The following is a 14,716-nucleotide window of genomic DNA, read 5'->3' on the forward strand; positions in this document are numbered from 1 at the left end:
CAAGGCACGGCTTTGGAGACAGAGGATTACTGTTTCTATACTACGGTCAGTGCTCAATATTTTTGTCGGCGGAGGTGGCTGAATCTGAAGTTTTTTTAACACAAAAATTACAGTTAATTGACTGATTTAACTGGAATAAAAGTAGTTAGGCTATGGTTGAAGAATGGGAGTCCGATTTTTGCTCCAGGCAGGGCCGCCCGATCCGTTACCGACAGGAAAAAACTGGGCAGGTGGGTATTCCGGATTCCGCTACAACGGGGGCGTTATGGGGCGACCGTTAACGGTGCTTTTTCTGCTATGGCTGGTTATGGGATCGGCTGGTTGTGATCTTGATCAGCACGATCACCCCGATCTCAAAACGGGACGGGAGCTTTTCGATTATCACTGCGCCCCCTGTCATAAAGCGGATGGCAGTGGGGTCTTTCTGAAAGGTGTTCCGGCCAACCGCCACACCGATCTGTCAGTGTTGCAGGTTATGCACAAGGTTCAGTCCGCTTCGGGCGGGAAAAAGGCCATGCCGGTATTCGCCAGGATGCCACAGCAAGAGCAGGTGAAAATTGCAATTTATCTGAAATATCTGGGGGCGAAATAGCCGGGCCCGATCATGGGACCGGGTCCGGCTGGTGTGGATCAGGCGGCTTCCGCCTCGCTTTCAATCACATTACCGCTGCGCTTCTGGATCTCGATCCGGCGCGGTTTCATCTCTTCCGGAATCTCCCTGACCAGCTTTATCTCCAGCATGCCATCTTCGATGGTGGCGTTCTCGACACGGATGTGGTCCGCCAGCTGGAAGTTGCGTTCAAAGTCCCGATTGGCAATGCCACGATGCAGGAAGGTCCGGTTGGACTGATCCTCTTCCGGTTTATGGCCGGCGACATGCAGGATATTCTGCCTGATTTCGATCTCCAGATCTTCGGTGGTGAAGCCCGCCACCGCCATGGTGATGGTGTAGTGATCCTCGTCCATCAACTCGATGTTGTAGGGCGGGTAACCGCCGCTGGTGTTGGCGTTGTGAATCGATTCCAGCGTATTGGCCAGCCGATCAAAGCCGATGGCACTGCGAAACAGGGGGGATAAGTCGTAAGCTCTCATAGTAGATATCCTCGTTACTCAAGCGATATTTTCGATCTTGTGTGTTCAGTTGAACCACACGGTTTCGTGGACCCTGGTGGCATCCACTTAACTATGAGTTAGGGACAGCAGATTTTGATTTCAAGAGCCTGTAGCGAGATTTTGATACCAAGAGTATCTGGTGTTTTGCTATGCCATCGGATTATAGGCGTTTCACCTCGGCACGGATTCAGTAACCGGTCATCTCCAGATACCCCCGGCCTGTCAGTTGCTCCTGTTCATACACCTCCATGGCACCCTCCCAGTAGCGCACACTCAGGTTCATCTCCTGGCCATCCAGCACCGGTTTCACCGTCAGGGTGCGATTCAGCGGTTTAAGGTGCAGGCGCCACTCCACCGGGTAACGCCTGCCGGTGGGGCTCTGCCACCAGCGCTGCGGCGTCAGTTCCACATCATCCCGGCTTAATGGTGTTGTGGCGCCCAGGGCCGATATCAGGGTGCCGGCGCTGAAGCTGTCCGGCTTGCCCTGGCTGTCACGCAACTGGTAATACATGAGGCTCTCGCCACCACCCAACTGCAACGAGAACCAGTCCCAGCCGGTCTGATCCGCCGATAGAGCGCTGGTGCCCCACTCCCGATCGAACCAGGAGTTTCCCTGTACCGCGACAGGCGTACCATCCAGCGTGATCTGCCCCCGGGTCTGCATGCGGGGGTAGGAGTAGTAGTAGGAGGCGTTACCTGGCTCGGCACTTTTCCGGCTCAAACCCTGGTCACCCTGCAGCACCACGCCGATGGCCGGGTCGGCGGTCAGCTCCAGGTCGATGTGGAACTCCCGGGCGCTGACCTGGATGTGCCAGGGAAAGGTTGTGCCGCTGCCGGCCAGTTGCCAATCCTCCACCCAGACCCGGAACGGCTCGCGCTCCGCACCGGCCAGGCCGGGACCGGTTCTGACCAGTCGCTCTTCCGCCAGGTGACGTTTGCCCGCGCTGTCGGTCAATGCCACGTGGGCCATCCAGACCGGATTGTCGGCCCAGCTGGATGGGCTCCTGTCACTGCCTGGTGGTTTGAGGGAGAAGCGGAAAAAAGTCACCTGGTAGCCAAAGCGTTGACCGTTATCGCTGTGCAGGTTGCCGGTGAAGTACCACCACTCGTTGCGATACTCGGGGTGTTCGCCGTGCTCCCGGGGGAAACGGAATGGCCGGGGTTCGACGGCGCGGGCAAAGCCGGCCTGGTCCAGATCCGAAAGCAGGCCGATGGCGGAAAATTTTGCCTCCGGGGCCGGGGGGTTACTGCAACCGCTCAACAGGATAATCAGCAGCCAACAACAGAACTGTTTCATACTACTCCTCCCGCAAGGCCAGGGCGGGCCGGGTGCGTGCCATGCGCAGGCTGGGATAGAGCCCGGCCAGTAACGCGGCAATGAGCGCGAAGCCGACCGCCTCCACCAGGATGGTGGGGGAGAGCTGACTCGGCATGCTCCAGCCAAAGGCGCGCAGATTGATCACATGGATCAGAATCTCCGCCATCAGCCAGCCCAGGGGCATGGCCAGCAGGGCCGCCATCAGTCCCATCAACAGGGTTTGCAGAATCACCTGGCCCAGCAGTTGGCCCGGCGTCAGGCCGGTGGCGCGCAGGATGGCGTGCTCCCGGGCCCGCTCCAGTTGCAGCGCCATCATGGCGCTGAGAATGCCGACAAAGGCCACCGCGATCACCAGCAGGCGCAACACCCGGGTGATGGTGAAGGTGCGGTCGAAAATCTCCAGCGACTGGGCCAGGATCTCCCGGTTGGCGCGCACCTGCAGGGGGCGTTCGAACTGACCGGCCAACTGTTTGATTCGGGTTAGCAGGTGTTCCGTCGGCTGGTCCGGCTGCAGGTAGATACCCAGGGTGGTGATCTGATCGTCGTGCCAGAGTCTGGCATAGTGCTCCCGTGGCATGATCACCAGCCCCCGATCCGAACCGTAGTCGAAAAAGATCCCGCCGACCGTGAAGTCGACCAGGCCATCGGGGCTGAGCAGCGCCAGGGAGTCCCCCACCCGGAGTCGGTTGTGATAGGCATAGGGCTCCGAGATCAACACCAGGTTGCCGCTACTGAAACGCTCCCAGAGATCGGGCAGGGTCTCCCCCTTGAAATGAAAACCGCGATAACTGCCGCTGGACAGGCCGATGGCCAGCAGGCTGACCGGGCCCTTTTCCCCCTCCAGGGTGACATGGCGGCCGCTGCTCAGGTCGGCCACGCCGGGCAGTGCCCGCACCTGCTCCAGCAGGCCTTCCGGCAACGGGGCAGAGGCGCGCTTGGAGGCGCTGTGGGGGGCGGTGACATAGATGTCGCCCTGGACGGTCTGGGCCAGCCATTGGCCCACCGTGTCCCGGAAACTCTCCACCATGATGCCCATGCCGATGGTGGCGGCGATGGCCAGGGTGAGGGCGGCGATGGCCGGCCCGGTGCGGCTCAGGGTGGCGTCGATGCCCCGGGAGGCGAGCCGGCCGATGGTGCCGAACAGCCATTTCAGCGGATATTGCAGCAGGCGGGCGAGCGGCGGCACCAGGGTTGGTACCAGTAGACAGTACCCCATGATGAAACAGAACAGGGCGGCGAAGCCCATCAGCAGGCTGCGTTCTGATGCCTGCACCAGCAGGACGCCCCCGATCATGCCCGCCACGCCGGTCAGCAACAGCCAGGGCAGTGCCCGGTGGCTGCGCCGTTCGATGACCGAGCGGCGATTGACACTCTGGGGGTTGGAGCGGGTCGCCTCCCAGGCCGGCACGCAGGCAGCGATAAAGGTGGTGACCAGGCCGAGCAGGGTTCCGGTCAGCAGGATCTGTGGCGACAGGTCGAGCTGGCTCACGGTGAGGGCGAAATAGAGGTCGTTAATGGTGCGGGTGACCAGCCAGAGTAGTTCCCGGGCCAGCAGGATGCCGGCTCCCATACCGACCAAGGTGCCGAGCAGACCGATCAGCATCTGTTCCGCCAGAATGGCGCGGAACACCTCTCCCCGGGTGGCCCCCAGCAGGCGCATGATGCCGAACTGGCGGCGTCGCTGCAGGACCGAGAAGGTGGCGGTATTGTAGATCAGGAAACCGCCCACCAGCAGCGCCAGCAGACTCATGGCGGTCAGGTTGGTCTGGAACGCCTGGCTCATATCGGCCATGGCGGCGGTACGCCGTTTGGTCTCCACCAGGCGAACACCCGGGGGCAGCCACGCCCGCAACCGGGCCGCCTGGGTGTTGTCCAGAGCCAGGTCGATCCGGTCCAGGCTGCCGAAGCGTTGCAACAGCGTCTGGGCAACGGCGATATCGGTTACCAGTACACCGTCCAGGGCCGCTTCCTCCGGTTGGCCGAACAGGGCGAGGATTTGCGCCTGCTGCGAGGTGCCACCGATATTCAGGGTAATCCGTTCACCCTCCGCCACTCCGAGCCGCCGGGCGCTGTAGGCGGAGATCAGCACCCCGTCGTCACCGGTCAGCAGTTGCTTCAGGACGCCGGTTGTACCGGTGGGCATCAGGTTTCGGAAGGGGCGTTCCGAGAGTGGATCAAGGCCCAGCAGGGTCAGCTGCTCGTCACCAATGCGGACCACCCCTTCCACCACCGGGGCACTGGGCAGATCGGGGAGTTGCAGCCGCAGATCGGTGAAGAGCTGTTCCGGCAACCCGCTCGACCCGGCGATCAGCTGATGAGTGACCCGGCCGGAGATCTGCTCCATAGTGATCTGGAATGCCCGGCTGGTACTCTGGTTGGCCAGCCCCACCGCCATTACCACCGCCACCCCCAGGGCGATACCCAGTACCGACAGAATCGACTGCCAGACATGGCGTCGCTGGTGCCGGTAACCGGCCCGTCTGAGTCGGGAGCCTAACAATGGAGCGCTCCCTGCTCGCTCAACAGGCCGTCGTTCAGGGTCAGGATACGATCGGCCCGCTCCGCCACCTCCTGGCTGTGGGTGACAATGATCAGGGTACGTTTCAGCTGCCTGGTCAGGCCGAGCAGGATGGCCAGGATCTGGTCGCCGGTCTCTGCGTCCAGGTTACCGGTCGGCTCGTCGGCCAGCACAATGGGCGGGGTATGGATCAGCGCCCTGGCGATGGCGACGCGCTGCTGTTCGCCGCCGGAGAGCTGGTCCGGGAAGGCGTTCCAGCGATCACCCAGGCCGATGTCGGAGAGGATCAGACCCACCAGGCGGCTGATCTCCTGTTCCCCGACCCCGTTGAGCTCCAGCGGCAGGCCGACATTTTCGGCAATGGTGAGGGTCGGGATCAGGTTGAAAAACTGGTAGACAAAACCGATGTGACGGCGTCTCAGCAGAGTACGGTCCCGTTCCGAGAGGGCGTTGATATCCTCTCCCAGTATCTCAATCCGGCCCGCTTGCGGGGTATCGATACCGGCCAGCATGTTCAGCAGGGTGGATTTGCCGGAACCGCTTCGGCCCAGCAGGGCAATACATTCATGTTCCGCCACCCGCAGGTCGATACCGTTCAGGATAGGGCGGCTGTCCCCCCCTTCTCGGTAGCTGTGGGACAACTGTTCTACGACCAGCAGCGGTTTGTTGGGTATCTCTCTCATAATCTGATCATTTCATAAATCTGTCGCAAAGACGTCAAGCGGACAAAGCAAATATGAGCTACCGTTGACCCGGAGGAGACCCTCAGGCCGTTTCCCGGCAGCGTCGGCCCGCCAGGCTCGGGTGAGCTCCTCTGGGACTGTTTTTATCTTCCCGTTTCCGTGGCCATAATGCCAGATGGGTGTGGCTATCCCGCCCGGTCCGGCTATCACCCGGAAAAGGTATTTGGCACACTAGGCCATCAACCGGAATAACTGTCCACACTATGAGCATAACCATCAACAGCAAGTTACCCACTGTCGGCACCACCATCTTCACAGTGATCGGTGCACTGGCTAACCGTCACCAGGCGATCAATCTGGGGCAGGGCTTTCCCGATTTCAGTGCGCCACAGGCGCTTTTGGAACGGGTCGATTATCACGTCCGGCAGGGGCACAACCAGTATGCACCCATGGGCGGGGTGGCCAGCCTGCGAGAGGCGATAGCCGCCAAGGTAGAACAGAGCTACGGCCGTGCGGTCTCGGCGGAGCAGGAAGTGACCGTCACCCCAGGCGCCACCGAGGCGCTCTACTGTGCCATCACCGCCTGCGTCCGGCCGGGGGACGAGGTGATCGTATTCGATCCCGCCTATGACAGCTATGAACCGGCCATCGAGTTAAGTGGTGGTCGCGCGGTACACCTGCCGCTGCTGCCACCCGATTTCGCCATCGACTGGCAGCGGGTCAGGGATGCCATCAACCCGCGTACCCGCATGATCATCCTCAATTCGCCCCACAACCCGACCGGGGCGACCCTCTCGGCGGCGGATCTGGACAGCCTGGCCGAACTGGTGCGGGAGAGCGATATCCTGCTACTGTCGGATGAGGTCTACGAGCATCTGGTGTATGACGGTAAAACCCACCAGAGCCTGCTGCAACACGATGAGTTGGCGGCGCGTGCCTTCGTGGTCTTCTCGTTTGGCAAGACCTACCATGTCACCGGCTGGAAAACCGGCTACTGTATTGCACCGGCCCCCCTCACCGCAGAGCTGCGCAAGGTGCACCAGTATGTCACTTTTGTGGCGGTGACGCCGATCCAGCTGGCCCTGGCCGATTTTATGACCAGCTGTCCGGAGCACCATCAGCAACTGGCGGCCTTCTACCAGCACAAGCGGGACCTGTTCTGCGAGCAAATGGCTCCATCCCGGTTTCAATTTTCCCCCACTCAGGGCACCTTTTTCCAGCTGATGGATTATAGTGAGATAAGTGATCAGGACGATCTGTCCATGGCCGAATGGCTGACCCGGGAGAGAGGCGTGGCTGCAATACCGGTTTCCGTGTTCTATAAAGAACCAACAACAGTCCGTTATGTGCGCTTCTGTTTTGCCAAAGAGGATGAAACGCTTACCCAGGCAGCGGAGTTATTGTGCAAGATCTGACCCTTACTCTGATTCAGGACACCATTCGCTGGCAGCAACCGGAAGCGAACCGGGAGCATTTTGAGGCGCTGATCCTGAAGGCGCCGGCGTCCGACCTGATTCTGTTGCCGGAGATGTTCAGCACCGGATTCTCCATGGAGTCCTTCCGTCTGGCCGAGACCATGGCCGGCGAGAGCATCCACTGGATGACCCGTCTGGCGCAGGAGAGCGGAGCGGTGATCAGTGGCTCCCTGATCGTGGAGGATGACGGCCACTACTACAATCGGCTGATCTGGATGCGGCCGGACGGCAGTTTTGCCTTCTACGACAAGCGCCACCTGTTTCGCATGGCGGAAGAGCACCGTCACTACAAAGCAGGTAACGAACGACTGCTGGTCAATCTCAACGGCTGGCGCATCTGTCCGCTGGTCTGTTATGACTTACGCTTCCCGGTCTGGAGCCGCAACAACAGTAACTTCGACCTGCTGCTCTACGTCGCCAACTGGCCGGAGAAGCGGCGTCTGCACTGGCAGAAACTGCTGCCCGCCCGGGCCATAGAGAACCTCTGCTACGTGGCCGGCCTGAACCGGATCGGAAAAGATGGCAATGATGTCACCTACAGCGGCGACAGCATGGTCATCTCCCCCCGGGGCGAAGAGCTGTTGAATGCCGGCAGTGAGGCGGGGCTGTTCACTGTCCAACTCAGCCACGAAAAACTGATCAGTTACCGCGAAACCTTCCCCGCACATCTGGATGCGGATTATTTCAACCTCTAATTCCTTCCGATCGCAGTTCTTGTCAAGTTTGTTATACAAATCCTAATAGAGGCCTATTCCTAATCAAGAACTTAGTTCATTATTACGTGGATATTTGGTAGTCTGCTTACCGTAGTGCTCCGGTGAGATGTGGTGAGTAGCAAATTTGATGTTGTGCTGTGCACTTATGAAAATATAAGGAATAAAGGATTGGTTTGGGGAGGTTAAATAATGACAAAAGGGTGTTCGTGTAAAGAAACTTTCTGTTTTTCAACGCATGATGACATTGGTGCAGCAGCGGCTGAAGATGATACTGCATTCCTGGGTCCCTGTTACGTTGATACTGGGGATCTTGATGTCTTATTGAATCTAGAAAACTCAAAACGAGTGATAGTAGGGAGGACTGGTGCCGGTAAAAGTGCCTTAATGAGTCATATTTTAAATACGGAAGAAAATGTAATTTCATTGTCTCCTCATTCTTTATCGTTAAACTACATAGCGAACAATAATGTTATAGGATTTTTCGAAGAAGCCGGTGTTAGCCTTTCAGTATTTTATGCTTTGCTATGGCGACACATACTAGTGGTTGAACTCCTTAAGGCGAAGTTTCATATCACAAATGAGAATGCTCAAAAAGATTATACCCGGCACATTAGGAAGCTACTCTATAAGCGAGATAAAAATAAGGAGATGGCAGTTGATTATCTTGAGCAATGGGGGAATAAGTTCTGGCTCACTACAGAGCAACGCATGCATGAACTAACTCAAAAAATTGAAAGTAACTTATCCTCCTCAGTTGGTAGTGAAATACCTGGGATAGACTTAAGTGTGGAAGGAGCGAGAAACCTATCGGAAGAGCAAAAAGTTCAAGTAATACATATCGGTAAGAAGGTGGTATCGGAGATTCAGATACGGGAGTTAGAGAATATAGTATCGGTTCTAGGTGAAGATATATTTTATGATACACAACAACGATATTACATACTTATTGATGGATTGGATGAAGAGTGGGTGGATGTAAGGATAAAGTACAGTCTTATAAAGTCATTGATAGATTCTGTACGTAGGTTAAAGAAGATTCCCGCTGTGAAAATATTAATAGCGATGCGCCAAGACTTATTGGAGAAAGTCATTCACTCAAGTAGAGATCTTGGTTTTCAAGAAGAAAAATATGAATCTCTTTATCTTCGCCTAGGATGGTCTATACCACACTTGAAAGAATTAATTGATAAGAGAGTGTCTTATTTGGTTACTAGACAATATACGAGCACGCCAGTTTCTTGGGATGATATTTTTCCTGCTCGTGTCGATAAGCAGACTACAATCGACTACTTATGTGAAAGAACATTTTACAGGCCAAGGGATATGATTGCATTTGTCAACGAATGTGTTCATCAAGCAGTGGGTAATAATAAGATTACAGCACATACTATAAAAAGGGCGGAGGAAAAGTATTCATATGATCGACTTCAATCTCTTGCTACTGAGTGGCAAATAATATATCCAGAATTGTTCGAAGTTGCACAGATGTTTTATGGAATGAAAGCTAGCTTTAAGGTTAGTGATTTAACAGTTCAGTGGTTTGAAGAACGATATTTGGAAGTTTTAGATAATCTTACGGATAAAAAAGGACCGCTTGCTAATTTACTAGATACTCTTTACAGCGCCTCAGGAAATTTCAACTCTGTACGTAACTCTTTAATTCGCGATTTGCATGTGACAGGATTACTAGGGATTAAACCTGGTCCTAGCTCGACGGTTAACTGGACGCATAAGGGTGGAAGGCCTATATCACAAGGTCAGCTTAAGCCTAGTTCTCTAATATTTGTACACCCGATGTTTTATCGCGCTCTGGGGATAGTGGTTGTTAATAAAACTTGAGATCAAGTAGCGTAGGTGCGATTTGTGTGTCCATGTGGATAATGGGTGTATTAATGCATGGCATCTAGTTACGGGCGGTATGCCTAACAAATCTTGATCAAATTATAATTCTAACGAAACTATTTGCCATTAGTTAAAAGATACATTCTGACAGTTTCACTGAACTATCTGGATTGTTGTTTTTAAATTCAAACCCGGTCGAAAATCTTCTTTTTCCCCGCATCGTATTAGCATGGAAAGTAATGGTGATTTCTGTGGCTACATAGTCGTAGAGATGAGCAGGTCGATCTGTCCCGCGATCAAGAAAGCGGGAGTCGATCACTTTTTTCATAATGACGTTGGTGCTGATTTGGTTGATCTTCGGATGAATGGGATCTCTCTCGCCGATATAGCAATCCAGATAAAGTAGTTCTTCTGTAGCGTCTGTTTTTGTCGTGCAATCATTGTTACTGAATACAATCTGCCCCCGACCGTTGAGGGGCTGGAAGTAGTGGATGTTATCCTTCACTTCATCAATGGATGACGGGTCATAATAGTTATTGATTTTTACCGGATAGTCCGGTTGTTCCGGGTCAGGGGACGATGTGGCGCTCTCCCAGCCGACGATATAGTTATTGTCCGTCTGATATATAGCCACTGCATGGAGCGGACCCTGGGTCATGGGGCTCGATTCACTGGATGTGCAGGCCAATAGCTTCCTGTTTGTGTCTATGCTTTTAATTGACCTGTAACGGTTGTAGCCGGACTTTGACCCAAAGGGCAGCACACTTGGGAAAATGACATACTTTGAAAGGTTTACTGGCAACGTTCTACGGGTAGTAACCTCCCGGCAATTACCCAGTTTAACCATGCGGGCCAATGCGATGATGTTGTTATTGTTGAACCTGTCAATATCCCCGGTTTTTCTAACGATGATGCCGAGGCATCTGACCCATGCGCCGGAAAGCTCAAATTGTACGTCGTGGATTTCCACCGGGTCTTGCGCCGTATTGGCAGCGAGAGCCTCCTGGTAAATGTCGATGCTCTCCAGTTCGGTAATGGGCCACGATCCCGGATGTACAGAGATGTTTTCGGCCTCTTGGGAAACAGAGTCCAGGATTACATCCATGAAGTAATTCTGGACCTGCGGAATCCAGCTGGTATTTGTCGTGCTGGCGTGCGCGTCTATTGTGGTAATCATCAGCAACATGGTCAGACAAGTGTGTTTCATGGCACTAACCCCACTGGAAAATCTGCGCGATATATTGGACGCGATATATTGGATAGGCTTGAATCTGTAAATATCCGCGTGTCACCTAACGACCAGGTGAAGTAACAGCTGGAGCTGTTCAAATAGGACGAAGAGCAATATTTCTGGCGATACAGGTTAAACTGGAAAAATAGTTATCTCCGTCAGACGAAATCTTCTTTAACTGCTCGGTATCACGCCATTAAAAACAGCAATTCATATGCCACTATTTTTATTACTTTAAAATCAATCGGTAACAAATTGTCCTGTCATTCATCCGTAAAATTATTCGTCTCCCTCGTACGGGGGAGATATTTTTGTTACTGATTGATCGGTATACAAAGAATAAATGCGGGGCCGGCTTATCGAGGTTAAAAGTGTGTAAAAAAATGATACGAAGGGTTAAACCAGTCTGGGGGCAGGCGCTACGTTTGAAGAGTCAATTACCGGGGGTTCTTTCCATTGTCTGCTAGTCTATCAGACATTACAGGTTGATTTATCGATTTCCACATGGTTGAGACTACTCAAAACCGGCTCGAGCTGTTGCTGAAGATGATCAGCCCCCTGCTGGCGGTCGGGGTGTTCTTCTGGGGCATCTATACCTACCGCGACACGGCGAACAAAACTGCCGAAAGGGAGGCGGCCGAGGCGCAGCGTATGGCAGAGACCCGGCGCATCGAGGCGACCCGGCCGTACCTGGACAAGCAACTCGAACTCTATACGGAGGCCACCCGGGTGACCGCCACAATCGCCACATCGCCAGATGCGGAGGAGGTCCGGCAAGCCAGCAAGCGGTTTCGGGAGCTCTACTGGGGGGAGTTGGGACTGGTTGAGCGGGGGAGTGTGGCGGGTGCAATGATCGCCTTTCGGCAGGCGCTGGATGCTGACAGCAGTCAGGCTGTTCTAAAACCGTTGGCCCTTAAGCTCGCCCATGCGTGCCGGGATGAACTCGCCTTGTCATGGGGTACGGATGCCTGGAAACGGTAGGGTGGGTCCATCGTTATGGATGTTGGTTTTTGCTCCCCAACCAACCGGTGCGGAAGTCCGGTTGTATTTGCAGAGTCGGGGCCAGAGTCATGGTTCGATTTAGGGTTTGGTAAGGACCCTTGGGGGGAGTGACTCCAGCCCCTTGACCTGCAAATTAACGCATTTCAAACAGCTCCTGGTGGAATCCCCTGGTGGGTAGGCCGGCCTGGGTGAAGTCCTGGAACAGGGATTCACCAAACCCCTTTGGCCCACAGAACCAGATGTCTGCGTCCTGCCAGTTCGGAACCGCCTGGTGTATCCGTTCTGCAGTCAGGAAGCCATCTTTAGCGGGAATCAGCAGGTGCAGGTTTACATTGGCGGCTTTTGCACTGTCTCGTAGCTTGTCGATGAACTCCTCATCCGGTGCATCGGTACTGTAGAAGAGATCGATTATTTTTCCATCCGTTTTGTTCATCAGTGCCTGGATTCGGGCGATGAACGGGGTAATGCCGATACCGCCTGCCACCCAAATCTGACGGGGTTTGTCGCTGCTGAAATTGAAACGTCCGTAGGGGCCTTCCACGGTGACCAGATCACCGCTTTTCAATTTGTCCGGGAGGGTGTTGGTGTAGTCCCCAATCCCCTTGATGTGAAAACAGAGGCGCCCATCGTCCTGCCAGGCGGATGATATGGTGAAGGGGTGCGGACCCTCCTGCTGGTCAAAAGTGACGAAGGCAAACTGCCCCGCATCATGTCCGGACCAGCGATCCTTCAGCCTGATGAGAACCTTCAGTACCCGGTTGTCCTTGTGCCGGTGGAGCTCTTCGATGACACCCAGCGCCCGGCGTTTGAAACCGACTTTTCGGAACAGGGAGATAAATGCGCCGATAGTCCCGCCGATCATCAGGAGGAGCATCAATGGACCGATGATCTCGCCCCAGTAGCTGAATTTCATCAATACGACGGCGTGGAACACCAGGAACAGGTAAGCGATGGCCAGGAAACGATGGGTTTTGAAGAAGTAGCGGTATGGAAACCGTTTGATCAGGGCCAGTGCTATCAGGAGCACGGCAACGTAGAAGGCCCATTCACCAATGGTTTCCGCCAGGCCGTGCTGGTGTTGGAAGAAGTTCAGGATCTCCGAACTCTGTACCGGGCGAGGGCCGCGGGCCGGTTTCTCCAGCAGGCCCCAACCAACCATCCACTTGGGAACATATTTCCACAGGTAGTGGATGATGGCGAAAACCAGTCCGGTGATTCCCAGCCATTTGTGTAACCGGTAGGTTTTGTCCAGGCCACCGGTGAAGGATTCAATACTGACCGGACGGATTGCCAGCATCATACCGACACTCATCGCACCCATGGCGATAATGCCGGTGTAGTTGATGAAGGATTTTCGCAGGGCAAAAAACTGATAGTCCGCTGACAACAAGGGATCTGCTATCAGCCACAGCAGGGTGAGTCCCAGCAGCAGGGTAATGTAGATCGACTTTATGGGTTTCACAATGGTTCACTCCTAACCCAACGAATGGTTGATGCGTCCTGTTGTGTGAGCCGGGCAAGTTGTTCTGTCAGCCTGTTTTCAGCTTCTGTCAGCGCATCCTGGTTGTCCGTTTCAATACTTATTTTCATCTGTCGTTGGTCAATATCGATGTAGCAGGGGGCAAAGGGAAATTCGATACGGGCCTTTGTCCCGGAATAGGTGGCCGGTACCTGGCGGGCAAAATAGTGGCACAGCTTTTTCAGGTAGATGTCACCGGTTCCGGTAGCTATGTGGGTTACTGTCATCATTGCAGGCTTTAAAAGTGTCGGTATTCCTGGTCTGTTGATTTCGCTGTTGGGGAGTATTACGGCTTCAAGTATTCGAATAAACAGTGGTATATTCATAATATCTATGAAAGAAATCGATTATTTATCGCTGGATGGGCGGAGTTTGCGGACATTCCTGGTGGTCCTGGAAGAGATCTCTGTCTCCCGGGCGGCTGATCGCCTGGGCGTGACCCAGTCCGCCGTCAGTCACCAGTTGGATAAACTGCGCATTGCACTGGGTGATCCCCTGTTTGTGCGTTCCGGTCGTAATATCGTTCCCACGGAGAGGGCGATTGCGCTACGGGAGCCCATCCGGTCTGTGTTGGATGAGTTGAAAGAGTTAACTGATCAGCGGCTGTTTGATCCCCTGATCGGCTCCCAGGAGTGGACCGTCGCCGCCAACGATTTTCAGCGGGACCTGATCTTTCCTCGCTTGCTGAAGGATCTGCGGCGCGAGGGGGTGGATGGCCGGTTTCACTTTATCCCATCCGGTATCCCTACCACCGACCTGCTGCGTCAGGGACGCTGTCAGCTGTTGGTCACGCCTTTTCCCCCGGAAGGGCCGGACATTTTCCAGACACGGCTGTTTGAGGATCGATTGGTCTGCTATTACGACAGCAAAGTCCGACAGCCCCCGGGCACCTTGAAAGAGTATCTTGAGGCGGATTACATCGAAGTCTCTTTTGCCGACAACGAGTCGGCCTATCATCATCTGTCCGATGTGGCGGCACTGGATCTGAAAAAGCCCAGCGTGTCGGTACCCGGATTTACAGCGGTATCCAGATTTCTCAAGGGCACCGATCTGATCACTACCCAACTGAGTCTGATGGCCAGAATCAACCTGCTGGGGTTTGCCACTGCACCACTGCCGTTCAAGACCAGAAAATACGTTATGTATCTGGCATGGCATAAACGGGACCATACCGACCCGGCCCACCAGTGGCTGCGGCAACGCATCAAGTGCATCACGGAAGCGATACAGGTTGTGGATTAAATCCCGAGAAATGCTCAGGTTTATTGAGTTTGTTTGCTCCCGAGGTCACAATACGCC

13 protein-coding genes are annotated in these 14,716 nt (G+C 54.6%); 6 read left to right on the forward strand and 7 right to left on the reverse strand.

Annotated elements, in window-relative coordinates; genetic code table 11:
- Nucleotides 1-265 precede the first annotated feature (265 nt).
- A complete protein-coding gene (locus AAY24_RS01350) occupies nucleotides 266-592 on the forward strand; it encodes a c-type cytochrome (protein ID WP_199930449.1) in 327 nt (108 codons plus the stop codon).
- 38 nt (nucleotides 593-630) lie between these two features.
- Here the strand turns inward: AAY24_RS01350 and AAY24_RS01355 are convergent, their stop codons facing one another.
- The 4 genes from AAY24_RS01355 to AAY24_RS01370 form a co-directional block, all read right to left on the reverse strand.
- On the reverse strand, nucleotides 631-1,092 hold the full coding sequence (locus AAY24_RS01355) for an Hsp20 family protein (RefSeq protein ID WP_046858149.1): 462 nt from the start codon (nucleotides 1,090-1,092) through the stop codon (nucleotides 631-633).
- A 208-nt stretch (nucleotides 1,093-1,300) separates the two neighbouring features.
- On the reverse strand, nucleotides 1,301-2,410 hold the full coding sequence (locus AAY24_RS01360) for a lipocalin-like domain-containing protein (RefSeq protein WP_046858150.1): 1,110 nt from the start codon (nucleotides 2,408-2,410) through the stop codon (nucleotides 1,301-1,303).
- Nucleotide 2,411: 1 nt separating this feature from the next.
- On the reverse strand, nucleotides 2,412-4,931 hold the full coding sequence (locus AAY24_RS01365; RefSeq protein WP_046858151.1) for an ABC transporter permease: 2,520 nt from the start codon (nucleotides 4,929-4,931) through the stop codon (nucleotides 2,412-2,414).
- Entirely contained in the window at nucleotides 4,925-5,632 is a 708-nt protein-coding gene (locus AAY24_RS01370; protein ID WP_046858152.1) for an ABC transporter ATP-binding protein, read from the reverse strand. The genes AAY24_RS01365 and AAY24_RS01370 overlap by 7 nt, the downstream gene beginning before the upstream one ends.
- A gap of 263 nt (nucleotides 5,633-5,895) precedes the next feature.
- Between AAY24_RS01370 and AAY24_RS01375 the strand changes: the two genes are divergently transcribed.
- The 3 genes from AAY24_RS01375 (at nucleotide 5,896) to AAY24_RS01385 (ending at nucleotide 9,662) form a co-directional block, all read left to right on the forward strand.
- Nucleotides 5,896-7,047, forward strand: coding sequence for a pyridoxal phosphate-dependent aminotransferase (locus tag AAY24_RS01375; RefSeq protein WP_046858153.1), 1,152 nt, complete (start codon nucleotides 5,896-5,898; stop codon nucleotides 7,045-7,047).
- A complete protein-coding gene (locus AAY24_RS01380) occupies nucleotides 7,035-7,802 on the forward strand; it encodes an amidohydrolase (protein ID WP_046858154.1) in 768 nt (255 codons plus the stop codon). Before AAY24_RS01375 ends, AAY24_RS01380 begins: the two co-directional genes overlap by 13 nt.
- A 210-nt stretch (nucleotides 7,803-8,012) precedes the next feature.
- Complete coding sequence (locus tag AAY24_RS01385; protein WP_046858155.1) at nucleotides 8,013-9,662, forward strand: P-loop ATPase, Sll1717 family; 1,650 nt, start codon at nucleotides 8,013-8,015, stop codon at nucleotides 9,660-9,662.
- 133 nt (nucleotides 9,663-9,795) lie between these two features.
- Here the strand turns inward: AAY24_RS01385 and AAY24_RS01390 are convergent, their stop codons facing one another.
- Nucleotides 9,796-10,872: a hypothetical protein gene (locus tag AAY24_RS01390; protein ID WP_046858156.1), complete on the reverse strand. Its 1,077-nt coding sequence runs from the start codon at nucleotides 10,870-10,872 to the stop codon at nucleotides 9,796-9,798.
- Nucleotides 10,873-11,400: 528 nt separating this feature from the next.
- Between AAY24_RS01390 and AAY24_RS01395 the strand changes: the two genes are divergently transcribed.
- The gene (locus AAY24_RS01395) at nucleotides 11,401-11,877 is read left to right on the forward strand and encodes a hypothetical protein (RefSeq protein WP_046858157.1); all 477 of its coding nucleotides are present in this window, start codon (nucleotides 11,401-11,403) and stop codon (nucleotides 11,875-11,877) included.
- Nucleotides 11,878-12,031: 154 nt separating this feature from the next.
- Here AAY24_RS01395 and AAY24_RS01400 read toward each other — a convergent pair whose 3' ends face one another.
- Nucleotides 12,032-13,360 carry a ferredoxin reductase family protein gene (locus AAY24_RS01400; protein WP_046858158.1) on the reverse strand — a complete coding sequence of 443 codons (1,329 nt, stop codon included), beginning with the start codon at nucleotides 13,358-13,360 and terminating at the stop codon, nucleotides 12,032-12,034.
- Nucleotides 13,357-13,743, reverse strand: coding sequence for a DUF2218 domain-containing protein (locus tag AAY24_RS01405; RefSeq protein WP_082116976.1), 387 nt, complete (start codon nucleotides 13,741-13,743; stop codon nucleotides 13,357-13,359). The genes AAY24_RS01400 and AAY24_RS01405 overlap by 4 nt, the downstream gene beginning before the upstream one ends.
- A gap of 7 nt (nucleotides 13,744-13,750) precedes the next feature.
- On the opposite strand from AAY24_RS01405, the gene AAY24_RS01410 reads away from it, so the two are divergent.
- Nucleotides 13,751-14,659, forward strand: coding sequence for a LysR family transcriptional regulator (locus AAY24_RS01410; protein ID WP_046858160.1), 909 nt, complete (start codon nucleotides 13,751-13,753; stop codon nucleotides 14,657-14,659).
- Nucleotides 14,660-14,716: the final 57 nt, after the last annotated feature.

This window comes from Sedimenticola thiotaurini (assembly GCF_001007875.1).
GTDB classification, from domain to species: Bacteria; Pseudomonadota; Gammaproteobacteria; order Chromatiales; family Chromatiaceae; genus Sedimenticola; species Sedimenticola thiotaurini.